Raw genomic sequence first — 22,495 nt, forward strand, 5'->3', positions numbered from 1 at the left:
CCGATTTTAACTATTTTTACAACGGTTAACCGTTTACAGCACAATGCCGCCGATGATAAAGCCGAGGACGACGCAGAGCGTGATCGCCACCACGCCAGGGATCAGGAACGCGTGGTTAAACACGTACTTACCGATGCGGGTTGAGCCGGTATCGTCCATCTCAACCGCGGCCAGCAGGGTTGGATAGGTTGGCAGTACGAACAGGGCAGAAACCGCCGCGAAAGAGGCAATCGCCGTCAGCGGCGTCACGCCCAGCATCAGTGCCGCAGGCATCAGCGCTTTGGTGGTGGCCGCCTGGGAGTAAAGCAGCGTCGCGGCAAAGAACAGAACCACCGCCAGCAGCCACGGATAGTTGTGCAGCAGGTCGCCGGCAACGGTCTGGATGTCGCTGATGTGCGCTTTCACGAAGGTGTCACCGAGCCACGCCACGCCCAAAACGCACACGCAGGCGCTCATACCGGATTTGAAGGTGCTGGCATTCAGCACTTCGCTGGTGTCGATTTTACAGGTGATGCTAATCAGCGTGGCGATGGTCAGCATGAATACCACAATCGCTTCGTTACGCGGCAGCACCGGGTTCTGGATCAGCCCTACGGTGTCGCTGATGGCGGTCGCGTAGAACATCACGGCGACAATACCGATCAGGAACAGCAGCACGGAGCGTTTCGCGTGCGGCTTCAGTTCGAAGACCTGGCTACCGCGCAGGCTCACTTCACCTTTTGCCAGACGCTCCTGATAAACCGGATCGTCTTTCAGCTCGGCGCCGAGGAAGTTACACAGCACGGCGGTAATCATCACCGCAATCAGCGTGACCGGAATACAGATCGCCAGCAGCGTCAGGTAGCTCACGCCCATTGGCTCAAGAATACCCGCGAAGAAGACGACAGCGGCAGAGATTGGCGACGCGGTAATGGCAATCTGAGAGGCCACCACGGCAATAGAAAGAGGGCGAGACGGGCGAATACCCTGTTCTTTGGCCACCTCGGTAATCACCGGCAGCGTAGAGAACGCCGTGTGGCCGGTTCCCGCAAGAATGGTCATAAACCAGGTCACCAGCGGAGCAAGGAAAGTAATGTATTTAGGATGGCGGCGCAGCATACGCTCTGCCAGGCTCACCAGGTAGTCCATACCACCTGCCACCTGCATGGCCGCAATAGCGGCAATAACCGCCATGATGATTTCGATAACGTCAAAAGGGATTGCGCCGGGTTTAATCTGAAAGATAAGGGTAAGAACAAGCACCCCGAGACCGCCGGCAAAACCGATGCCGATGCCCCCGAGTCGTGCGCCCAAATAAATCGCCAACAGGACGATGACGAGTTCTGCTCCAAACATAAAGACCTGCCTTGCTTATTAACAAGTTGATATTGAATTGTTGTATTTAGGTAACGCTTAAAAAGAAAAAAGGCACGTCACAAGTGACGTGCCTTTCGGAAGCCTAGCCTGAACTGTTACTGTTCGCTTTCATCAGTATATCGTTTCGCTTTATATGCCGGGTGCATCAGGTTCTGGGCCGAAAAGATATCGTCCAGCTCGGCTTCGGTCAACAGTCCGCGCTCCAGCACCACTTCACGCACGCTCTTACCGGTTTCGGCGCAAATCTTACCAACGATGTCGCCGTTATGGTGGCCGATGAATGGGTTGAGGTAGGTGACGATCCCGATAGAGTTGTACACATAGCCTTCACAGACTTCTTTATTCGCGGTGATGCCGTTAATGCATTTTTCCAGCAGGTTGTAGCAGGCGTTGGTCAGGATGTGAATGGATTCAAACATCGCCTGGCCAATCACCGGCTCCATCACGTTCAGTTGCAGCTGACCCGCTTCGGAGGCCATGGTCACGGTCGTATCGTTACCGATGACTTTAAAGCAGACCTGGTTCACCACTTCTGGCACCACAGGGTTCACTTTCGCTGGCATGATAGAAGAACCCGCCTGCAGTTCTGGCAGGTTGATTTCGTTCAGGCCAGCGCGCGGGCCGGAGGAGAGCAGGCGCAGGTCGTTACAGATTTTAGACAGTTTCACCGCCAGACGTTTCAGGGCGCTGTGTACCATCACGTACGCGCCGCAGTCGGAGGTGGCTTCGATCAGGTCTTCCGCAGGCACAACCGGCAGGTTAGACACTTCCGCCAGCTTCTGAACCGCCAACTGCTGATAGCCATCCGGGGTGTTCAGACGCGTACCGATGGCGGTGGCGCCCAGGTTCACTTCCAGCAGCAGTTCGGAGGTGCGCAGCAGGTTTTTGGTTTCTTCGTTAAGCAGCACGTTAAACGCATGGAATTCCTGACCGAGGGTCATCGGCACCGCGTCCTGAAGCTGGGTACGGCCCATTTTCAGAATGTCCTGGAACTCAACCGCTTTACGCTGGAAGCCATCGCCCAGCTGGTTGATCGCGTCGACCAGTTTGACCACGGAGGCATAAACCGCGATACGGAAGCCGGTTGGGTAGGCGTCGTTGGTGGACTGGCATTTGTTAACGTGGTCGTTCGGGTTAAGGTACTGGTATTCACCTTTCTGGTGGCCCATCAGCTCAAGGCCGATGTTTGCCAGTACTTCGTTCGTATTCATGTTGACGGAGGTACCCGCGCCGCCCTGATAGACGTCAACCGGGAACTGGTCCATGCATTTGCCGTTGTTCAGCACTTCATCGCAGGCAGCGATAATCGCATTTGCCGCGCTTTTAGGAATGGTTTGCAGCTCTTTGTTCGCCAGCGCTGCGGCTTTCTTCACCATCACCATGCCACGGACAAACTCAGGGATGTCGCTGATTTTGCTGTTGCTGATGTAGAAGTTTTCAATCGCTCTCAGAGTGTGAACACCATAGTAGGCATCCGCTGGAACTTCCCTGGTACCCAACAAGTCTTCTTCGATACGAATGTTGTTTAACATGTGAACCTTCTTTTCAAGCTGCCGATGGATTGTACTAAACACACAACATATATGTGGTTTTGAATATTTTCTGACCGACGATTATTCCCTCAATCGGCCAGATGTTCGAGATCATATGCTGATGATAGCGAATTGCCGTAAGCTGGATCACTTATTATCGACCCGATTCCATGATAATTATTAATCTGTGAAATGTGTCACCGCTTTAATATTTCCGAAAAAAATATCCGTGCAAACCGATTGAATTTTGGCTAACCGTCTCCATCTCTTACAGACGCGTGATGCGAACACATTCAGACAGGGGCCAGATGGCGCCTGCCACACAGGAGATGCCAGTGCGCTGGATACCGTTTATTGCTTTCTTTCTCTATGTTTACATTGAGATTTCTATTTTCATCCAGGTTGCCCACGTGCTGGGCGTCCTGTTGACGTTGATTCTGGTGATCTTCACCTCCGTCATCGGCATGTCGCTGGTGCGTAATCAGGGTTTCAAAAATTTCCTGATAATGCAGCAGAAGATGGCCGCAGGCGAAAGCCCGGCAGAAGAGATGATCAAAAGCGTGTCGCTGATTATTGCGGGCCTGCTACTGATCCTGCCGGGGTTCTTCACCGACTTCCTCGGCCTGCTGTTACTGTTGCCGCCGGTACAGAAGCACCTGACCATGAAGCTGCTGCCGCATCTGCGGTTTAGCCGCATGCCGGGCGGCGGGTTCAGCACAGGGCCAGGCGATACCTTCGAAGGGGAGTATCAGCGCAAGGATGAACAGCGCGACCGTTTAGACCATAAAGACGATCGGTAATTTTTTTGCCCGGTAGCCTCGCTTACCGGGCCCGTGGATTTTTCCGCTTCGGTAAAAACGCCCACAGCCCCGCCAGCATGACGATGGCGTACACACTCTTCCATCCCACCATCGCCAGCAACAGCAGGCACAGCACACCCCCGACGACCGCCAGTGCTTTATAGCGACCTTTCAGCAGACGACAGCCCGCCAGCATGCACAGCAGGTAGATCATGATGAAAATACCGTTGGCGTAGATAATCAGCGCATCAAGGTTGATGTCGAGAAGATAAATGCCCAGCGAACTCAGAACGCAGCAGCCCAGCACGGTATTCAGGGCATTCATCGGAAGTTGACGCTTTGAGAGGCGTGAGAGGGGGCTATCCGGTCTATAAAGAGCCTGCGACCACACCAGCCGGGCGAAGCTCTGGATATAAATATTGAGGCTGGCAAAGCAAGCGAGATAGCCAATCACACAGGCTACCCATAAGGCTTTGACGCCAAACAACTGCACCACGATACCCGGCAGTGACGCGGCGGCGGCTTTATCTTCGCCGAACGCGTTGAAGTGCAGCACCAGCACGGTACAGGCCCAATACACAGTACCCGCCAGCAGCAGGCCGATCATCAGGGCTCGCGGGAAATCGCGTTCAGGTCGCTTAAATTCAGAGGCTAAATGGGCGAACGCTTCCAGTCCGACAAAACACCAGAACATAACGGAAAGGGCGGCGAAAAGCTGCGAATGATCGACGTCCCTGACTGCCGGGAACGGAATATTTTTTACCGTGATATCGCCCGCCCACCAGATAGCGCCAATGAGCGCGACAATCATCACCGCGACGAACGTCTGCAGATTCGCGCTTGAGCTGGCGCCGCGTGAGCCCACCCACCAGACGATGGCCAGCGTACCGAGTTCAGCCAGCAGCAGTTGCGCGTTATGCCAGCCAAACAGCGCCTGACCAAAGCCGGTCGCTATATGTAGCGCCGCCGGAAGGCCAACCGGAATGACGGAGAGAAACAGCCAGCCGGTGACGCGCTCCAGACGCGGGCCAAAGGCCAGCCCGACAAAATGCGCCACGCCGCCCGCGCTGGGGAAGTGTCGTCCCAGGATGGCAAACACAATGGCTATCGGGAAAACCAGCACAATCAGCACCGGCCACGCCCACAGGCTGTTATTTCCAGCCACCAGCGCTGCCAGTGCCGGTACGGCAAATACGCCCGTACCTAACAAGGAGGTTGAAAGCAGGCCAACGCCCTGCGCCAGCCCCAACTCCTGCTTAAGTCCACTCATTGACATCATCCTGCCAATACCAAAAGAGAGGCGATGGTAACACTTTCGCAAATTTTTTTTCGATTCCCCCTTGAAGGGGTAAAAAGCTATCCCCATCTCTCAGGGCACTAGTCGGAAAACCGCATGCGGACCGGCGTCATCCATAACTGATAATGACTTTCTCAAAGGAGAGCTATCAATGAGTATTCGTCCGTTACATGATCGTGTGATCGTCAAACGTAAAGAAGTTGAAACCAAGTCTGCTGGCGGCATCGTTCTGACCGGTTCTGCAGCAGCCAAATCAACGCGTGGCGAAATCATCGCTGTCGGTAAGGGCCGCATCCTGGAAAACGGAACTGTGCAGCCGCTGGACGTTAAAGTTGGTGACATCGTAATTTTCAACGATGGCTACGGCGTGAAATCCGAGAAGATCGACAATGAAGAAGTGTTGATCATGTCCGAGAGCGACATTCTGGCAATTGTTGAAGCGTAATTTACGCACGAGAATTTGAGGAAATAAGAACATGGCAGCTAAAGACGTAAAATTCGGTAACGACGCTCGTGTAAAAATGCTCCGCGGCGTAAACGTACTGGCAGATGCAGTTAAAGTGACCCTGGGCCCGAAAGGCCGTAACGTAGTGCTGGATAAATCCTTCGGCGCGCCAACCATCACCAAAGATGGTGTTTCCGTTGCACGTGAAATCGAGCTGGAAGACAAGTTCGAAAACATGGGCGCGCAGATGGTGAAAGAAGTTGCCTCTAAAGCGAACGACGCTGCAGGCGACGGTACTACCACCGCGACCGTACTGGCGCAGGCTATCATCACCGAAGGCCTGAAAGCCGTTGCTGCTGGCATGAACCCAATGGATCTGAAACGTGGTATCGACAAAGCTGTCGCATCCGCTGTTGAAGAACTGAAAGCGCTGTCCGTACCGTGCTCTGACTCTAAAGCCATTGCTCAGGTAGGTACCATCTCCGCTAACTCCGACGAAACCGTAGGTAAACTGATCGCTGAAGCGATGGATAAAGTCGGTAAAGAAGGCGTGATCACCGTTGAAGACGGTACCGGTCTGGAAGACGAACTGGACGTGGTTGAAGGTATGCAGTTCGACCGCGGTTACCTGTCCCCATACTTCATCAACAAGCCAGAAACTGGCGCTGTTGAGCTGGAAAGCCCGTTCATCCTGCTGGCTGACAAAAAGATCTCCAACATCCGTGAAATGCTGCCTGTGCTGGAAGCCGTTGCGAAAGCAGGCAAGCCGCTGGTAATCATCGCTGAAGATGTTGAAGGCGAAGCGCTGGCGACCCTGGTGGTTAACACCATGCGTGGCATCGTGAAAGTGGCTGCGGTTAAAGCACCTGGCTTCGGCGATCGCCGTAAAGCAATGCTGCAGGATATCGCTACCCTGACCGGCGGTACCGTGATCTCTGAAGAGATCGGTATGGAGCTGGAAAAAGCGACCCTGGAAGACCTGGGCCAGGCAAAACGCGTTGTGATCAACAAAGACACCACCACCATCATCGACGGTGTGGGTGAAGAAGCTGCTATTCAGGGCCGCGTTGGTCAGATCCGTAAGCAGATCGAAGAAGCCACTTCCGATTACGACCGTGAAAAACTGCAGGAGCGCGTAGCGAAACTGGCAGGCGGCGTTGCGGTTATCAAAGTTGGTGCTGCGACCGAAGTTGAAATGAAAGAGAAGAAAGCACGCGTTGACGATGCCCTGCACGCGACCCGTGCTGCGGTAGAAGAAGGCGTAGTAGCGGGTGGTGGTGTCGCGCTGGTGCGTGTAGCCGCTAAACTGGCTGGCCTGACCGCTCAGAACGAAGACCAGAACGTGGGTATCAAAGTTGCGCTGCGCGCGATGGAAGCTCCTCTGCGTCAGATCGTGTCCAACGCTGGTGAAGAGCCATCTGTCGTTGCGAACAACGTGAAAGCGGGCGAAGGTAACTACGGTTACAACGCTGCAACTGAAGAATACGGCAACATGATCGACTTCGGTATCCTGGACCCAACTAAAGTGACCCGTTCTGCTCTGCAGTACGCGGCATCTGTAGCTGGCCTGATGATCACTACCGAGTGCATGGTGACCGACCTGCCAAAAGGCGACGCGCCTGATTTAGGTGCTGCTGGGATGGGCGGCATGGGTGGAATGGGCGGCATGATGTAATCATGTTGTTCTGAACCTCTCAGAACGAACCCCGGGCAGAAATGCCCGGGGTTTTTTATTGCCGCTACTCAAATGTTCCTTTCACGCATGCTACGCCTTCGCGCACCATCTGGCGGCCTTTCGCCCAGACCTCGCGGATCTTCAGATCGTCCGTCAGTACCAGGAAATCGGCATCGCATCCGGGCGCGATCCGCCCCTTATGCTCCAGCCCGAGAAACTCCGCCACGTTACGCGTAAACGGCAGAAGCGCCTCCTCCAGCGGCAGATGATAGCGGTTGACCAACTGCTGCAGCGTCTCAGGCAGAGATTCGAACCCGGCTACGCCAATGCCCACCAGATTACCGTTCGCATCAAAATTCGGCTGGCTGCCGTTGCCGTCCGAGCTGAGGGTGAGACGGTTAAACGGCACTTGCGCTTCACGGGCCGCCACGATGGCGGTGGCGGCATCAATGGGTTCATGAATGCTGGTGGTGATATCGATGTAGCCCCCTTCGCGGGCATAGTTCAGCGCGGCGAGGAACAGCGCCTGGGCGCGGTTGACGTGGGTTGGCAGCAGCTTCGAGCGGGGAACGTCGGCGTTATTGAGGATGTTAAACAGCGGCTCCAGCAGCGCTGGGCTGTTGCCGAGATGAAACACGGATACGCCCGCTTTGGCACCCAGCAGCCCACCAACGCGCGACTGTGCGGCCATATTCGCGAGCTGGTCATCTGCCGGTGCGGAAGAGCGATGGTCGGAAATTGCGCATTTCACGCCAATGATTTTATCAATCAGCGCCACATCCTTTTCGATACTGCCGGTAATTGTCGGAGACGGCAGCCCGTACGCGCCTGTCAGCATCCACGCACTGATCCCTTCATGCTCAAGCGCCCGCGTTTTTGCCAGCAGCGACTCGGGATGGCGGGTCACGCCGTCGGTGCCCAGCAGGCCCACAACGGAGGTAATGCCTGCCGCCACCAGCGCCGACAGCCGCACTTCCGGCGTACGGGTGTGCGGACCGGCTTCGCCGCCGCCGCCAATCAGATGCACGTGTTGATCGATAAAGCCCGGGCAAACCACCGCCCCGGCGAGATCGCTTTCAGGACAGTTAAGCCGCGTTGTTGCGCGATCCGTTTTTTCAATCGCGACGATTTTTCCTCCGGCGATCAGCAGATCGCAATATCCCCGATCCTCCGGCGCGTAAAGATGCGCATTGCGGAAAAGATGGGGTTCGAGCACTGAAAAATCCATTTTTATTTCCTCAGAAGAGTAGCTGCATCACCCACATTGAGAGCAGGGCGTTAATAACGCAGACCGTAATAATGTGCGGATAATATTTGGGGTTTACGCCTGCGGTACCCAGGCAGCGGCCCGTGTTTTGTACCGGGTTGCCCATCAGATAGATGGCGGGCAGCAGGACGGTGGCATCGTGACCGTTGAGCGTGCCGGCGGCGACCAGACTGGCACAGACGCCCACGCCGCCTCCCATACTCATCACCGAGGCCAGCAGGACCGTTGCCGCTGCGCCCGGAAGTCCCCATAGCGCCATGATCGGCTCGCATACCCTGCCGACAATATCCAGCATGCCGGTTACCTTGAGCGCCTGAATAATGACAAACGCCATAACCACATTTGGTAGCAGGCTGGTGGTGGCGATGGTAAAGCCGCGGCGGGCGCCATCAATAAACATGTCCATGATATTTTTACGCGGCTGGGCGATCATTTTTCCTCCTGAACGCGGCGATCTTCCATTTGGGCGATCCACAGACGCAGGAAGTTCGCGCCAACAAATTTAAACACCAGTATGACGGCAAGCGGCGTAATCACCGGGACGGTGATGAAAGTAAAGAGTGCAGCGCCGGAAGAAAAATAGTTGGTAATGATGGCGCTACCGCTGGTCTGGAAGGTGGCAAAAATAGCGCGCTCGCGATCGGTAATTGCCCCTTCGTCGGTCAACTCTTTAGTCATCCCTGCTGCGGCATCGGTATTTTGCAGGTTGGCGATGAGGGCCAGAGAGCAAATGCCCGGTACGCCAAGCAGCGGGCGCAAAATGGGCGTCATAAGCTGTTGTGCGGCACGCAGCCCGCCCAGCCCCTCGGTGACGGCAATGATTCCGAGCGATAAAATAACCGAAGGCGCCAGTTCAAGGGCAAACAAGAAGCCGTCTTTCCCCCCCGTACCGCCCTCACCGCGAAACGTTAGCGCGCCGTTCACCGGACCAAAGCTGCCGTTTAAGACGGTAAAATCCAGCACGCGCCACCATTCGGTACTTTTCGCGAAAAAGCCCGAGAAAAATACGATGGTAAGGACAAACGCCAGATAGCCCACCCATGACACTTTTTCCTCTCCTGAGGATGTTGCACTCATGAAACCCCCTTTTTTAGTCGCGTACAAAAGGTGTACATCGCACCACTAAAAACGATCGGGGGCTAAAACACGATATCCCAAAGGGCATTATCAGAATTCATTTAAGATGTCGGAGGAGTACCGTGCGGAATCTGGCTCGCAGAAATGCGCGGGGGTTTTTCTTTTAGTCATCTTTTAGGTATAAGATTCACACACGGACAACTACTGTCCAGCTTATTGAAAACGAGGAATAACATGCGCGTAAAAGTCTGTGCAGGGATCGTAGGAGCAGCATTGCTGCTGGCGGGGTGTAGCTCCAGCAATGAACTGTCGGCAGCGGGCCAGGGCGTTCGCTTTGTGGAAGATAAGCCAGGCAGCGAATGCCAGCTGTTAGGCACGGCCACCGGTGAACAAAGCAACTGGATGTCGGGTCAGCACGGTGAAGAAGGCGGTTCTATGCGCGGCGCGGCGAATGCCCTGCGTAACCAGGCTGCAGCAATGGGTGGAAACGTGATTTATGGCGTGAGCAGCCCGACGCAAGGGATGCTTTCCAGCTTCGTGCCAACGGCCAGCCAGATGAGCGGCCAGGTCTATAAGTGCCCGAACTGAGTTAACTTGCTGATGGCGCTGCGCCCCCACCTCGTAGGGCAGGTAAGCGTAGCGCCACCTGCCTTTTAGCGCTGCCGCAGCTGCAAATCCAGCGGCGTTTTACTCGGCTCTCCGCCAATCTCGCGTGCCAGCTTCGGCACCATATACCCTGAGACCAGCGTCAGCAGCTCGCGCATAATCTGTCGGGCTTCGTCATCCGTCACCATAAAGTGCGCCGCGCCCTGCACGCGATCCAGTACGTGCAGGTAATAGGGCATCACGCCCGCATCAAACAGCGCGTTGCTGAGGTCTGCCAGCACGCGAGCGCTATCGTTCACGCCGCGCAGCAGCACGCTCTGGTTCAGCAGCGTCACGCCCGCCTTACGCAGGCGCGCCATCGCTGTGCGAAATTCATCGTCGATTTCGTTCGCGTGGTTAATATGGTTTACCAGCAGCACCTGCAGACGGGACTGCTCAAGGCGTGATACCAGTCCGTCGGTAATACGTGCCGGAATGACAATCGGTAAACGGCTGTGAATGCGCAGACGCTTGATGTGCGGGATGGCTTCCAGCTGCGTCAGCAGCCAGTCCAGCTCATGATCTTTTGCCATCAGCGGGTCACCGCCGGAAAAAATAATCTCATCCAGCTCTGAATGGGCGGCGATATAGTCCAGCGCAACCTGCCAGTTGCGCTTATTTCCCTGGTTTTCGGCATACGGGAAGTGCCGACGGAAGCAATAACGACAATTTACCGCGCAGCCGCCTTTTACCAGCAGCAGGGCGCGGTTCAGATATTTGTGCAGCAAGCCGGGCACCACGCTGTTCTGCTCTCCCAGCGGATCGGTGCTGTAACCCGGCGCGCTGACAAACTCATCCTGCGAAGTAAGCGTTTGTTTTAATAGCGGATCGTCGGGATTGCCTTTCTCCATCCGCGCCACAAACGCGCGGGGAACACGCAGGGCGAAAAGGCGCTTTGCCTCGCGGCCTGCAAGCAACGCTGGGTGCTGATCGAGGTCTAAAAGACGCAGCAATTCATCAGGACTGGTGATTACATCGGCAAGTTGCGATAACCAATCTTCTCTGGACGGGGTGTTTAGGGTTACAATATGCGCCATTTTGTGGCTTAGCTACCAGTTAACAAATTTAGAGGGCCTTATGGCAACGTACTATAGCAACGATTTTCGTGCTGGTCTTAAAATCATGATGGACGGCGAACCGTACGCGGTTGAAGCCAGCGAATTCGTTAAACCAGGTAAAGGCCAGGCATTCGCACGCGTTAAGCTGCGCCGCCTGCTGACCGGTACCCGTGTTGAGAAAACCTTCAAATCTACTGACTCCGCTGAAGGCGCTGATGTTGTCGATATGAACCTGACTTACCTGTACAACGACGGTGAGTTCTGGCACTTCATGAACAACGAAACGTTCGAGCAGCTGTCTGCTGACGCGAAAGCGATTGGTGATAACGCGAAGTGGCTGCTGGATCAGGCGGAGTGCATCGTGACCCTGTGGAACGGCCAGCCTATCGCTGTTACCCCACCAAACTTTGTTGAGCTGGAAATCGTTGAAACCGATCCAGGTCTGAAAGGTGACACCGCAGGTACTGGCGGCAAGCCAGCAACGCTTTCTACCGGCGCTGTGGTGAAAGTACCTCTGTTCGTTCAGATCGGCGAAGTAATTAAAGTAGATACTCGCTCCGGCGAATACGTATCTCGCGTGAAGTAATTTACGTCATGATTCGAGGCGCAGCGCCCGCTGCGCCTGATTTTTGCAGGCAGGGATGATGAAACGTACCGTTAAAATTCTGCTTCTGTTAGCACTCTCCAGCGTACTGCTTTCCGGCTGTAACACCGCCCGTGGCATGGGGGAAGATATCCAGGACCTCGGTCATATCATTTCTCACGCAGCCAGTTAAGTCCGTCTAATTTTCCTAAAATTGCTTCCTTTTCCGTCAACCGGCGGGATCTTGTCTATTCTTAAGTTGCTATACACAAAACAACTTTGGCTATAAAAGGAAGATATTATGGTTAAGAAAACAATTGCAGCGATCTTTTCTGTCCTCGTGCTTTCCTCTGTGTTGACTGCATGTAATACCACCCGCGGTGTAGGGGAAGATATCTCCGACGGTGGTAACGCGATTTCTGGTGCAGCAACTAAAGCTCAGAACTAATGAAGCATGGACGGTACGGCGCGTCAGTTCCACCGTACCGTCAATTCTCTGCTTCCTGCAGGGATAAAAACGGTGAAAAGCGGGTATCCATATGCAGCTTCATGCGGATATTGCGTTTATAGGTATAAACCGTTTTTCCGTTAATGCTCAGGTGAGCGGCAATCTTTTGGTTGCTCGCGCCGTCCATCCATAACGTCAGCACTTTCTCCTCCTGTCGGGTCAGCAAGGGGGCGGCCACCGTCGGGCGGTACGTGCTTGCGCGCGAAATTAACGCGTCATTGATAACCGTCGCGATTTCCTCAAGAGGGGCGTTTTTCATTAGCGAAGACCAGACCGGGAAATTCCCGAGCCAGGTCGTCAGGTCCTTGTCCTCTCCTGATTGCAGCATAATAAAAGGTAATTTTTCGCTGGCATTCAGCAAAGAAGAGAGTTGCTGGAAATGGTGAATATCCTGTCTGAAACCATGGAGATCAGCGATGACCAGCTCAGGTTTCCATTGCAGAATGTGCTCTCTGGCGAGGAATAGATTGTTCAGCCCGGTCACAACGTAGTGCCCCGGGAACAAACCGGAATGATTGAGCCATGCTTCAAACCCCGTACGGGTGAAGTGACAACGGTCAATCAAAAGAATCTTGAACATATTTTATTCGCAGTCGGCTAGTGGTTTGGCTTCCTGCCATCAGAAAGCACATCATCATAGAGAAGTCCGATGAGCTATAAATGCCTGAACTCCGCGCCATACTGCGGCTATTTCTGGGCTTAACGCATTCATCAGAAAATGATTGAAAAAAAATCGCACGCTAACCAAAATATGAGGTGTTATCTGCCTTGCGGGACGACCCGTAAGCGCTTCCTTCATCGGGGACGGCCCCAACTGTTTTTAAGTTAAGGAGCCCGAGATGTCCTGGATTATTCTCTTTATTGCTGGTCTGCTCGAAGTGGTATGGGCGATTGGTCTCAAGTACACCCACGGATTTACCCGCCTGACGCCCAGCGTCATTACCGTCACGGCGATGATCGTGAGCATTGTTCTGCTATCGTGGGCAATGCGTTCTTTGCCCGTGGGAACGGCTTATGCCGTCTGGACGGGGATCGGTGCCGTAGGCGCGGCGATTACCGGCATTCTGCTGCTGGGTGAGTCAGCGAGCCTGGCGCGTATCGCCAGCCTCGCACTGATTGTGGCCGGTATCATTGGACTGAAGCTCAGCACCCATTAACGGGGCTGTTTTACCCAGATGAGTTTCGACACATCAAACCCTTGCCGGGTCGCGACGTCCAGCATCTGCTGTTTCATCTCTGACGAAATAGTTGGCGTGCGGGAAAGTATCCACAGATAGTCGCGATCCGGCCCGCAGACCAGCGCGTGACGGTACTCTCTGTCGAGCGCGATCACGTTATAGCCGCCATAAAACGGGCCAAAGAAAGAGACTTTGAGCGCGGCCCGTCGCGGGTCGCCAGTAAAGTAGGCTTTCCCAACCGACTGCTGCCACATCTCCCGGTCGGGATTATAGCCCCGGTTGATCACCTGAATACCGCCATCATCCATCGGGCTGTAATGTGCCGTGACCTTCTCCAGGCCCTGCTCAAACCGATGATCGAGTCGTGCGATTTCGTACCATGTTCCGAGGAAGCGTTGTGCATCAAAAGGCGTGACGACGGTGACGCCGGGCGGTGGGGTAGGGGAACTGCAGGCAACCACTAAAAACGCGGCTGTCACCGCGGCGATTACAGGCAGAATGCGCATAGGAGTTTCCTTACTGTTTTTTGTTAAGTGTAGATGACGGCAAGGAAAATGGGGTTTTTGTGCAGTGTGTTTCGCCGGGTAAGCGCAGCGCCACCCGGCAATGTTTTACTGCAGCGCGTCGAGGATACGGTATGCCGCCTCAACTCGCGCCGGGTTCGGATAGCTTTTATTCGCCAGCATCACAATGCCGAGCTGCTTTTCAGGAATAAAGGCCACGTAGCTGCCAAACCCGCCGGTTGAGCCCGTTTTGTGGACCCAGGACGCGTTGACCGGGGGAGCGGGAGGATTTACTTCTGCTACAGGCAACGGTGCCAGAGCAACCTTGTTATCACTGCCTCCGACGACGGTTTTAGCATCGACCGGCCAGTTAAGCATTTCCCAGCCTAACCCCTGATACATGGCCCCCACGCGCCAGTAGCGAGACTGCGCCAGAGTAATGCCTTGCCTGAGTGAAGTATCCTGGAGGGTGTCGGGCTTCATGTTAACCATCACCCAGCTCGCTATATCCTGCACGTTGGTTTTCACCCCATACGCCTCTGCGTCCAGCATGCCCGGCGAAACGTGGACCGCATTACCGTCACGGTATCCCCAGGCGTAATGCGCTTCTTCCGCTTTCGGGACGTTAATCCAGGTATGGTTCAGCCTGAGCGGCTTAAAGACCCGCGTCGTCATGGCCTGCTCATAACTCATGCCGGAAGGTTTGACCGCCAGCGCACCAAAAAGACCGATGCTGGCGTTGGCGTAAAGACGCGTCGTACCCGGTTTCCACTGTGGCTGCCAGTTCTGATAAAAGCGCAGCAGGGAGGCATTATCCGTCACCTCGTCCGGCACCTGGAGCGGCAGGCCACCGGCGGTATAGGTCGCCAGATCGAGCATGCGAATTCCCTGCCACTGCTTGCCGGTCAGCTCAGGCCAGTATTTAGTCACCGGATCGCCCAGCGAAATTTCACCGCGAGCAATGGCATCGCCGCCCAGCACGCCGGTGAAGGTTTTACTTATAGAACCCAGCTCGAACAGGGTTTGTGGAGTAACGGGCTTGTTTGCCGCAACGTCGGCTTTTCCGAAGGTAAAGTAGTGCGGCTGGCCCTGATAAATCACGGCTACCGCCATGCCTGGAATACCCTGTGCTTTCATCAGGGGCGTGACGCTACGCTCTACGACATCAGCCAGCTGTTTTTCTGACATCGGCGCGGCGAGTACAGTGCAGGAGGTACTGAGCAGCAGGGCGCAGCAAAGGGATTTTTTCATCATTAATTATCTTCCGTAATAGCAGGTCAAGGGAGTGTCCGGGCCCGACAGACCGCTGTAGTCTGTTGGATTTGACTATGGCTGACAAACGGTTAAATTTAGCATTAGCTGTTAATTTTTCTAACGGATGGAACGATGACCCGCAGCTATCTCCCGCTTAATTCGCTTCGTGCCTTCGAAGCGGCCGCAAGGCACCTCAGTTTTACGCATGCAGCGATAGAGCTGAACGTCACCCATTCTGCCATCAGCCAGCACGTTAAAACGCTGGAGCAGCATCTGAATTGTCAGCTGTTTGTCCGCGTTTCGCGCGGCCTGATGCTGACCACGGAGGGGGAGAATTTGCTGCCGGTGCTGAATGATTCATTCGATCGTATCGCCGGAATGCTGGATCGCTTTGCCAGCCAGCGCGCCCAGGAGAAGCTAAAAATTGGCGTAGTAGGGACTTTTGCTACGGGGGTTTTATTCTCCCAGCTCGCAGATTTTCGCCGCTGTTATCCGCATATCGATCTTCACCTTTCCACCCATAACAACCGCGTCGATCCGGCGGCTGAAGGGCTTGATTATACGATCCGCTACGGCGGTGGCGCGTGGCACGGCACCGAGGCGCAGTTCCTGTGCCCTGCGCCGCTGGCACCGCTTTGCTCGCCTGATATCGCCGCCGTGCTGCAGTCGCCGGCCGATATCCTGAAGTTTACCCTGCTGCGCTCCTACCGACGCGACGAATGGTCGGCGTGGATGCAGGCGGCGGGGGAACATCCCCCGTCACCCACGCATCGGGTGATGGTCTTTGATTCGTCTGTCACCATGCTGGAAGCCGCCCAGGCAGGCGTGGGCATTGCCATTGCCCCTGTTGATATGTTTACCCATTTGCTGAACAGCGAGCGCATTGTTCAGCCGTTTACAACGCAGATTGATCTGGGCAGTTACTGGTTAACAAGACTGCAGTCGCGAGCTGAAACGTCTGCAATGCGCGAGTTTTCACAGTGGCTGGTGGGGAAAATGCAGAAATAAAAGGCCCGCCGGATGGCGGGCCAGAAGCGTCAGATAGTGACGACCGCAATCAGCGTCACCACGGTCAGGATGGTTGCCAACCCGTAAAATACCCATTTACCGCTCGGGACATGGATTTTCAGGTCATGCATCGCATGGTGAATGCGGTGCAGGCCGCACCACAGCGGCAGGACGATCATCAGGAAGATGAACACGCGGCCAATAAAGCTGCTCGCAAACGCCAGCACGCGCTCGTAGCTCAGCGCATCGCCCGGGAACAGCCCCAGCGGCAGCATAATGCCGACCAGCAGGATGATAACCGGGGCGATGATGGCACTCCACATGCCGCCTGCGCCAAACAGCCCCCAGAAGACCGGCTCGTCTGAACGTTTTGGATTTGGATTGATCACAGTAGTCTCCTTACCAGAACAGTGCGACAAACATAATGACCACAGTGACCAGAATCGTCACTGCCCAGAGCCCCTTAATCACCGGCTCTGGCCCCATTTTTTCGCCTTTTACGATAATGTTCGCCGCTTTTGGCGCCAGTTCAAACCAGGTTTTGGTATGAAGCAGAGCGGCCGCGAGCACGATCAGGTTCAGCACCACGATGATCGGGTTTTGCAGGAAGCCCACAAAGCTGGCCCAGGTTTCCGGCCCGTGTTTGAGGGCGAAAACGCCGTACATTAGCTCAAGACTGAACCAGACCGCCGGTACCGCCGTGCCTTCACGCAGCATATAGAAGCGATAAAACGGCAGGTTTTTCCACCAGGTGGATGGCACAGGCCGCACGTAGGCTTTGCGTTTAGTCGTCATCATGCACTCCTTAGCGTGGTTTCAGGGTAGCGATAAGAAAGTCTTTCGAGCTTTCTACTTTACCCTGCTGAATAGCGGCGGCCGGGTCGACGTGCTTCGGACAGACTTCGGAGCAGTAGCCCACAAAGGTACAGGTCCAGACGCCGTTCTGGCTGTTAAGCTGCGCCATACGTTCTTTTTTGCCGTGGTCGCGGCTGTCTTCGTTATAGCGATGCGCCAGGGTAATGGCGGCCGGGCCGATGAACTCCGGGTTCAGGCCAAACTGCGGACAGGCGGCATAGCACAGGCCGCAGTTGATGCAGCCGGAGAACTGATGGTATTTCGCCATCTGCGCTGGCGTCTGGGTATTTGGCCCCTGATCCGGCGTGCGCGGGTTGCCGATGATGTACGGCTTAATCGCTTCCAGACTTTCGATAAAGTGGGTCATATCGACCACCAGATCGCGCTCAATCGGGAAGTTACCCAGCGCTTCAACCTTGATGCCTTTGGTGTAATCGCGCAGGAAGGTTTTACAGGCCAGCTTCGGCACCTTGTTGACCATCATGCCGCAGGAGCCGCAGATCGCCATGCGGCAGGACCAGCGGTAGCTCAGGTCCGGCGCCAGGTTGTCTTTGATATAGCCGAGCGCATCCAGCAGGGAGGTTTGCTCGTCATAAGGGACTTCATAGAAAGCGCTGTGGGGGGCAGTATCCACTTCCGGGTTGTAGCGCACCACTTCAACTTTCAGTTTTTGCATCTCAGCCATTCGCCTTCTCCTTCTTCTCGGCGGCTTCTGCTTCTGCGCCGTACACGCGTTTAGCCGGCGGCAGCGTGGTGATTTTCACGTCGCTGTAGTCCAGGCGCGTGGTGCCATCCGCATCGCGCCAGGCGAGAGTGTGTTTCAGGAAATTGACGTCGTCACGTTCGGTACAGCCTTCGTCCAGACGCTGGTGGGCACCGCGGGATTCTTTACGCGCCAGCGCAGAGTGCGCCATACATTCTGCGACGTTCAGGCCGTGACCCAGTTCGATGGTATAGAGCAGGTCGGTATTGAAGACGCTGGAGGTGTCGGTGATGCGCACGCGCTTGAAGCGTTCCTGGAGTTCCGCCAGCTTGTCGACGGTTTTCTGCATCAGCTCCGGCGTACGGTAGATACCGCAGCCTTCTTCCATTGACAGCCCCATCTCGTCGCGGATCTTCGACCAGTTCTCGTTACCCTCCTGGTTCACCAGATCCTTCAGGCGTTTTTCAACGTCTGCCACCTGCGCATCCAGCGCGGCACCATTGGCTTCGCCTGCGGTAGCGGCGCGCTCCATCGCACGCTCGCCCGCCATGCGGCCAAAGACGACCAGCTCAGCCAGCGAGTTTGATCCCAGACGGTTGGCGCCGTGCAGGCCGACGGAGGAACACTCGCCCACGGCGAACAGCCCTTTAATGCGGGTTTCACACTGCTGGTCGGTTTCGATCCCGCCCATGGTGTAGTGCGCGGTTGGGCGTACCGGAATCGGCTCTTTCACCGGGTCGACGCCGACGTAAGCTTTTGCCAGTTCGCAGATAAACGGCAGACGCTCCAGCAGTTTCTTCTCGCCAAGATGGCGAAGGTCGAGATAGACCACATCGCCGCGCGGCGTGGAGATGGTGTTGCCTTTGCGCCACTCGTGCCAGAAGGCCTGAGAGACTTTGTCGCGCGGGCCGAGCTCCATGTATTTGTTCTTCGGCTCGCCGAGCGGGGTTTCCGGGCCCATGCCGTAATCCTGCAGATAGCGGTAGCCGTTTTTGTTGACCAGGATACCGCCTTCACCGCGGCAGCCTTCCGTCATCAGAATGCCGGAGCCCGGCAGGCCGGTTGGGTGATACTGCACGAACTCCATATCGCGCAGCGGCACGCCGTGGCTCAACGCCATGCCCATGCCGTCACCGGTGACGATGCCGCCGTTGGTGTTGTAGCGATAGACGCGGCCCGCACCGCCCGTTGCCATTACAACCGCGTTAGCGCGGATCTGGACGAGCGTGCCTTCCATCATGTTCATCGCCACCAGGCCACGCGCATGACCGTCGTCGACCAGAATGTCGAGGACGAAATGTTCATCAAAGCGCTGAATTTGTGGGAACTGAAGGGAGGTCTGGAAGAGGGTGTGCAGCATGTGGAAGCCAGTTTTATCGGCGGCGAACCAGGTGCGTTCGATTTTCATTCCACCGAAGCGGCGAACGTTGACGCTGCCGTCCGGACGGCGGCTCCACGGACATCCCCACTGCTCGAGCTGGGTCATCTCCGTTGGGCAATGGTGCACGAAGTAGTCGACGACATCCTGTTCGCAAAGCCAGTCGCCCCCTGCAACCGTGTCGTGGAAATGGTATTCAAAGCTGTCATGATCCTGCGCAACGGCAGCGGACCCTCCCTCAGCTGCCACCGTGTGGCTGCGCATTGGATAGACTTTTGAAATCAATGCGATTTTAGCGTCAGGATTAGCTTGTGCTGCAGCAATCGCAGCACGTAATCCCGCCCCGCCAGCGCCTATAACGGCAAGATCGGCTTGAAAAGTTTGCACGACATTCCTCCAGATTTTTGTTATTTCGCAACGCGACAAACTAAAGGTAGTTCACCCGTCCAGGCGGACGATTGCGAAAGCGTTTCCACTGCTCCTTTATGGGTAAAAGAGTATAACCGTGTAGACGTCAGGGAAATTTGACGTGTTCGATTTTTTTGCTGTTCTGTGCGGTGATTTATCATTGTGATTGATGAATTGCGTCACGGAATAATCCACCTAAATGAAATGCGCTTTTTTACTGCGCAAAATTTGTCTCTGTCCCTGCTAACGAGTAGACTTCGTGCCCTTGTCTGAAATCGGAGAAAAACTCATGAGCGAAACGGCCACCTGGCAGCCGAGCGCATCCATCCCAAATCTGCTAAAACGCGCCGCAATTATGACGGAGATCCGCCGTTTCTTTGCCGACCGCGGCGTCCTGGAGGTGGAAACCCCGTGCATGAGTCAGGCAACGGTAACGGATATTCATCTGGTCCCGTTTGAAACCCGTTTTGTTGGCCCAGGCCACTCCCAGGGCATGAATCTCTATATGATGACCAGCCCGGAATACCACATGAAACGCCTGCTGGCGGCGGGGTGTGGTCCGGTGTATCAGCTGTGCCGCAGCTTTCGTAATGAAGAGATGGGGCGTCACCACAACCCGGAATTCACCATGCTGGAGTGGTACCGCCCGCATTATGATATGTACCGCCTGATGAACGAGGTGGACGATCTGCTCCAGCAGGTGCTGGACTGTTCAGAAGCTGAAACGCTCTCTTATCAGCAGGCCTTCCAGCGTCATCTGGAGATCGATCCGCTGTCGGCGGACAAAACCCAGCTGCGTGAAGTGGCGGCAAAGCTGGATCTGAGCAACGTGGCGGATACCGAAGAGGATCGCGACACGCTGCTGCAACTGCTGTTCACCTTCGGCGTGGAACCGCAGATTGGCAAAGATCGTCCGACATTTGTCTATCACTTCCCGGCAAGCCAGGCGTCTCTGGCGCAGATCAGCACCGAAGATCACCGTGTCGCAGAGCGTTTTGAGGTCTATTACAAAGGTATCGAGCTGGCGAACGGCTTCCACGAACTGACCGATGCGCGCGAACAGCAGCAGCGTTTCGAGCAGGATAACCGCAAGCGTGCCGCGCGCGGTCTGCCGCAGCAGCCTATTGATATTAATCTGCTTGAAGCATTAAAAGCCGGTCTGCCGGATTGCTCCGGCGTGGCGCTGGGCGTGGATCGTCTGGTCATGCTGGCGCTGGGCGCCGAACAGCTGGGCGATGTGATTGCCTTTACGGTCGATCGCGCTTAAAGCATTGCCGGGTGGCGCTGTCGCTTACCCGGCCCATTCCTCTGTGGCAATATTCCTTTCCATTTCCGCATAACAACATTAAAAACTGCCACTATCTCTATACACGGGTCTTTTTCTTAAATTGCCTCGTATAGCCACAATATTAGTCTGGTCATCTGCTACCATCCGCGCAGTTTAATTCCTCTTCGGATGGCGATATGTCCCACTCACTTAAAAAGATGACCCTCACCGGGCTCATCCTGATGATTTTTACCTCCGTCTTTGGCTTTGCCAACAGCCCGTCGGCTTTCTATCTGATGGGCTACAGCGCGACGCCGTTTTATATCGTGTCCGCTCTGTTCTTCTTTATTCCGTTTGCGCTGATGATGGCGGAGATGGGGTCGGCTTACCGGAAAGAAGAGGGCGGCATTTATTCGTGGATGAACAACAGCATCGGCCCGCGCTACGCGTTTATCGGGACGTTTATGTGGTTCTCCTCTTACGTCGTCTGGATGGTCAGCACGGCGGCCAAAGTCTGGGTGCCGTTCTCCACGTTTCTTTTCGGCGCGGATAAAACGCAGGTCTGGTCTCTGGCGGGGCTGAGCTCCACCCAGGTGGTTGGGATTCTGGCGGTCTGCTGGATGGTGGTGGTCACGCTGGTGGCGTCAAAAGGCATCAACAAAATTGCCCGTATCACCGCCGTTGGCGGTATTTCCGTGATGTGCCTGAACCTGGTGCTGCTGCTGGTCAGCATCGCCATTCTGTGCCTGAACGGCGGGCATTTTGCTCAGGAGGTCAACTTTGTTTCGTCGCCGAACCCGGGTTACCAGTCCGGGCTGGCCATGCTCTCCTTTGTGGTGTTTGCCATTTTCGCCTACGGCGGTATTGAAGCGGTAGGCGGGCTGGTCGACAAAACCGAAAACCCGGAAAAGAATTTTGCCAAAGGGATTATTTTTGCCGCCATCGTCATCTCCATCGGCTACTCACTGGCGATTTTCCTCTGGGGCGTCAGCACCAACTGGCAGCAGGTATTGAGTAACAACACCACCAACCTCGGCAACATCACCTACGTGCTGATGAAAAGCCTGGGGATGACGCTGGGTAACGCCATGCACCTGAGCCCGGAGGCAGCCTCTGTCATGGGGGTCTGGTTTGCGCGCATTACCGGTCTGTCGATGTTCCTTGCCTATACCGGCGCGTTCTTCACGCTGATTTACTCGCCGCTGAAAGCCATCATCCAGGGTACGCCAAAAGCGCTGTGGCCAGCACGCATGACGCAGCTGAATACCGCAGGCATGCCTGCTAATGCCATGTGGATGCAGTGCCTGCTGGTGTGCGTCTTCATTCTGCTGGTGTCATTTGGCGGCGATACGGCGTCTGCGTTTTACAACAAGCTGACCCTGATGGCGAACGTGTCAATGACGCTGCCGTACCTGTTCCTGACCCTGGCGTTCCCGTACTTTAAGGCGAAGCAGGATCTTGAACGTCCGTTTGTGATCTTCAAAACCCGCGCGGCAACGCTGCTGGCGACCACCGTGGTGGTGCTGGTCGTGGCGTTTGCCAACATCTTTACCGTTATTCAGCCCGTGGTTGAGGCGAACGACTGGAACAGCGCGCTGTGGATGGTCGGCGGGCCTGTCTTCTTCTCGCTGCTGGCGATGGGGATTTATGAGAATTACCGTCGTCGCTCTATGGCGTACGTCACGGAAGTGGCGTAGC

25 protein-coding genes are annotated in these 22,495 nt (G+C 55.4%); 11 read left to right on the forward strand and 14 right to left on the reverse strand.

The window, feature by feature from the left end:
- Window positions 1-33 precede the first annotated feature (33 nt).
- Complete coding sequence (locus MX657_RS02240) at window positions 34-1,335, reverse strand: anaerobic C4-dicarboxylate transporter (RefSeq protein ID WP_008502949.1); 1,302 nt, start codon at window positions 1,333-1,335, stop codon at window positions 34-36.
- 116 nt (window positions 1,336-1,451) lie between these two features.
- Window positions 1,452-2,888 carry an aspartate ammonia-lyase gene (gene aspA, locus MX657_RS02245; protein ID WP_003855923.1) on the reverse strand — a complete coding sequence of 479 codons (1,437 nt, stop codon included), beginning with the start codon at window positions 2,886-2,888 and terminating at the stop codon, window positions 1,452-1,454.
- A gap of 335 nt (window positions 2,889-3,223) precedes the next feature.
- Here aspA and MX657_RS02250 point away from each other — a divergent pair, with 335 nt between their 5' ends.
- Window positions 3,224-3,688 carry an FxsA family protein gene (locus MX657_RS02250; RefSeq protein ID WP_028015228.1) on the forward strand — a complete coding sequence of 155 codons (465 nt, stop codon included), beginning with the start codon at window positions 3,224-3,226 and terminating at the stop codon, window positions 3,686-3,688.
- A 22-nt stretch (window positions 3,689-3,710) separates the two neighbouring features.
- Here the strand turns inward: MX657_RS02250 and yjeH are convergent, their stop codons facing one another.
- Window positions 3,711-4,958 (reverse strand): L-methionine/branched-chain amino acid transporter, encoded by a 1,248-nt coding sequence (yjeH, locus tag MX657_RS02255; RefSeq protein WP_346807158.1) that lies wholly within the window; start codon window positions 4,956-4,958, stop codon window positions 3,711-3,713.
- A 178-nt stretch (window positions 4,959-5,136) separates the two neighbouring features.
- Between yjeH and MX657_RS02260 the strand changes: the two genes are divergently transcribed.
- The gene (locus tag MX657_RS02260; protein ID WP_003855929.1) at window positions 5,137-5,430 is read left to right on the forward strand and encodes a co-chaperone GroES; all 294 of its coding nucleotides are present in this window, start codon (window positions 5,137-5,139) and stop codon (window positions 5,428-5,430) included.
- A 31-nt stretch (window positions 5,431-5,461) separates the two neighbouring features.
- Complete coding sequence (groL, locus tag MX657_RS02265; protein ID WP_023310114.1) at window positions 5,462-7,105, forward strand: chaperonin GroEL; 1,644 nt, start codon at window positions 5,462-5,464, stop codon at window positions 7,103-7,105.
- 64 nt (window positions 7,106-7,169) lie between these two features.
- Here the strand turns inward: groL and iadA are convergent, their stop codons facing one another.
- From iadA to MX657_RS02280, 3 genes are read right to left on the reverse strand one after another with little or no spacing between them, the layout of a single operon-like run.
- Window positions 7,170-8,333 carry a beta-aspartyl-peptidase gene (gene iadA / locus MX657_RS02270; protein WP_252002802.1) on the reverse strand — a complete coding sequence of 388 codons (1,164 nt, stop codon included), beginning with the start codon at window positions 8,331-8,333 and terminating at the stop codon, window positions 7,170-7,172.
- A 10-nt stretch (window positions 8,334-8,343) separates the two neighbouring features.
- Complete coding sequence (locus MX657_RS02275) at window positions 8,344-8,805, reverse strand: YjiG family protein (protein WP_346807161.1); 462 nt, start codon at window positions 8,803-8,805, stop codon at window positions 8,344-8,346.
- The gene (locus MX657_RS02280) at window positions 8,802-9,449 is read right to left on the reverse strand and encodes a nucleoside recognition domain-containing protein (RefSeq protein WP_346807162.1); all 648 of its coding nucleotides are present in this window, start codon (window positions 9,447-9,449) and stop codon (window positions 8,802-8,804) included. The genes MX657_RS02275 and MX657_RS02280 overlap by 4 nt, the downstream gene beginning before the upstream one ends.
- Window positions 9,450-9,683: 234 nt before the next feature.
- Here MX657_RS02280 and MX657_RS02285 point away from each other — a divergent pair, with 234 nt between their 5' ends.
- Window positions 9,684-10,037 carry a DUF4156 domain-containing protein gene (locus MX657_RS02285; RefSeq protein ID WP_014882205.1) on the forward strand — a complete coding sequence of 118 codons (354 nt, stop codon included), beginning with the start codon at window positions 9,684-9,686 and terminating at the stop codon, window positions 10,035-10,037.
- A 65-nt stretch (window positions 10,038-10,102) separates the two neighbouring features.
- Here the strand turns inward: MX657_RS02285 and epmB are convergent, their stop codons facing one another.
- Entirely contained in the window at window positions 10,103-11,131 is a 1,029-nt protein-coding gene (gene epmB / locus MX657_RS02290) for an EF-P beta-lysylation protein EpmB (RefSeq protein WP_346807164.1), read from the reverse strand.
- Window positions 11,132-11,171: 40 nt separating this feature from the next.
- On the opposite strand from epmB, the gene efp reads away from it, so the two are divergent.
- The 3 genes from efp (at window position 11,172) to ecnB (ending at window position 12,183) form a co-directional block, all read left to right on the forward strand.
- Entirely contained in the window at window positions 11,172-11,738 is a 567-nt protein-coding gene (efp, locus tag MX657_RS02295) for an elongation factor P (RefSeq protein WP_003855940.1), read from the forward strand.
- A gap of 58 nt (window positions 11,739-11,796) precedes the next feature.
- On the forward strand, window positions 11,797-11,928 hold the full coding sequence (locus tag MX657_RS02300; RefSeq protein WP_028015234.1) for an entericidin A/B family lipoprotein: 132 nt from the start codon (window positions 11,797-11,799) through the stop codon (window positions 11,926-11,928).
- 108 nt (window positions 11,929-12,036) lie between these two features.
- Window positions 12,037-12,183 carry a lipoprotein toxin entericidin B gene (gene ecnB, locus MX657_RS02305; RefSeq protein WP_003855942.1) on the forward strand — a complete coding sequence of 49 codons (147 nt, stop codon included), beginning with the start codon at window positions 12,037-12,039 and terminating at the stop codon, window positions 12,181-12,183.
- Window positions 12,184-12,223: 40 nt separating this feature from the next.
- Here ecnB and MX657_RS02310 read toward each other — a convergent pair whose 3' ends face one another.
- Window positions 12,224-12,823, reverse strand: coding sequence for a helix-turn-helix transcriptional regulator (locus MX657_RS02310; protein WP_080328776.1), 600 nt, complete (start codon window positions 12,821-12,823; stop codon window positions 12,224-12,226).
- Between the two features lie 259 nt (window positions 12,824-13,082).
- Between MX657_RS02310 and sugE the strand changes: the two genes are divergently transcribed.
- Complete coding sequence (gene sugE, locus MX657_RS02315; RefSeq protein WP_006178944.1) at window positions 13,083-13,400, forward strand: quaternary ammonium compound efflux SMR transporter SugE; 318 nt, start codon at window positions 13,083-13,085, stop codon at window positions 13,398-13,400.
- Here sugE and MX657_RS02320 read toward each other — a convergent pair.
- Together MX657_RS02320 and blaACT are read right to left on the reverse strand one after the other, a co-directional pair.
- Window positions 13,397-13,927 (reverse strand): lipocalin family protein, encoded by a 531-nt coding sequence (locus MX657_RS02320; RefSeq protein ID WP_119917119.1) that lies wholly within the window; start codon window positions 13,925-13,927, stop codon window positions 13,397-13,399. The two genes, sugE and MX657_RS02320, sit on opposite strands and share 4 nt — an antisense overlap.
- Before the next feature lie 105 nt (window positions 13,928-14,032).
- On the reverse strand, window positions 14,033-15,178 hold the full coding sequence (gene blaACT / locus MX657_RS02325; protein ID WP_346807167.1) for an ACT family cephalosporin-hydrolyzing class C beta-lactamase: 1,146 nt from the start codon (window positions 15,176-15,178) through the stop codon (window positions 14,033-14,035).
- A 132-nt stretch (window positions 15,179-15,310) separates the two neighbouring features.
- Here blaACT and ampR point away from each other — a divergent pair, with 132 nt between their 5' ends.
- Window positions 15,311-16,186, forward strand: a complete 876-nt coding sequence (gene ampR / locus MX657_RS02330) for a LysR family transcriptional regulator AmpR (RefSeq protein ID WP_346807168.1) — start codon at window positions 15,311-15,313, stop codon at window positions 16,184-16,186.
- A 29-nt stretch (window positions 16,187-16,215) separates the two neighbouring features.
- On the opposite strand, the gene frdD is transcribed toward ampR, so the two are convergent.
- The 4 genes from frdD to frdA are packed head-to-tail and all read right to left on the reverse strand — an operon-like array spanning window position 16,216 to window position 19,509.
- Complete coding sequence (frdD, locus tag MX657_RS02335) at window positions 16,216-16,575, reverse strand: fumarate reductase subunit FrdD (protein ID WP_000609653.1); 360 nt, start codon at window positions 16,573-16,575, stop codon at window positions 16,216-16,218.
- A 10-nt stretch (window positions 16,576-16,585) separates the two neighbouring features.
- Window positions 16,586-16,981, reverse strand: coding sequence for a fumarate reductase subunit FrdC (frdC, locus tag MX657_RS02340; protein ID WP_346808523.1), 396 nt, complete (start codon window positions 16,979-16,981; stop codon window positions 16,586-16,588).
- Window positions 16,982-16,991: 10 nt separating this feature from the next.
- Window positions 16,992-17,726 carry a fumarate reductase iron-sulfur protein gene (gene frdB, locus MX657_RS02345; RefSeq protein ID WP_014882214.1) on the reverse strand — a complete coding sequence of 245 codons (735 nt, stop codon included), beginning with the start codon at window positions 17,724-17,726 and terminating at the stop codon, window positions 16,992-16,994.
- Window positions 17,719-19,509, reverse strand: coding sequence for a fumarate reductase (quinol) flavoprotein subunit (gene frdA / locus MX657_RS02350; RefSeq protein ID WP_080328783.1), 1,791 nt, complete (start codon window positions 19,507-19,509; stop codon window positions 17,719-17,721). The genes frdB and frdA overlap by 8 nt, the downstream gene beginning before the upstream one ends.
- 310 nt (window positions 19,510-19,819) lie before the next feature.
- Between frdA and epmA the strand changes: the two genes are divergently transcribed.
- Both epmA and yjeM read left to right on the forward strand, forming a co-directional pair.
- Window positions 19,820-20,797, forward strand: a complete 978-nt coding sequence (gene epmA / locus MX657_RS02355; RefSeq protein ID WP_218728281.1) for an elongation factor P--(R)-beta-lysine ligase — start codon at window positions 19,820-19,822, stop codon at window positions 20,795-20,797.
- 197 nt (window positions 20,798-20,994) lie between these two features.
- A complete protein-coding gene (yjeM, locus tag MX657_RS02360) occupies window positions 20,995-22,494 on the forward strand; it encodes a glutamate/gamma-aminobutyrate family transporter YjeM (RefSeq protein ID WP_219366669.1) in 1,500 nt (499 codons plus the stop codon).
- Window position 22,495: the final 1 nt, after the last annotated feature.

Origin of the sequence: Enterobacter chuandaensis, from assembly GCF_039718975.1 — a bacterium.
GTDB lineage: Bacteria > Pseudomonadota > Gammaproteobacteria > Enterobacterales > Enterobacteriaceae > Enterobacter > Enterobacter chuandaensis.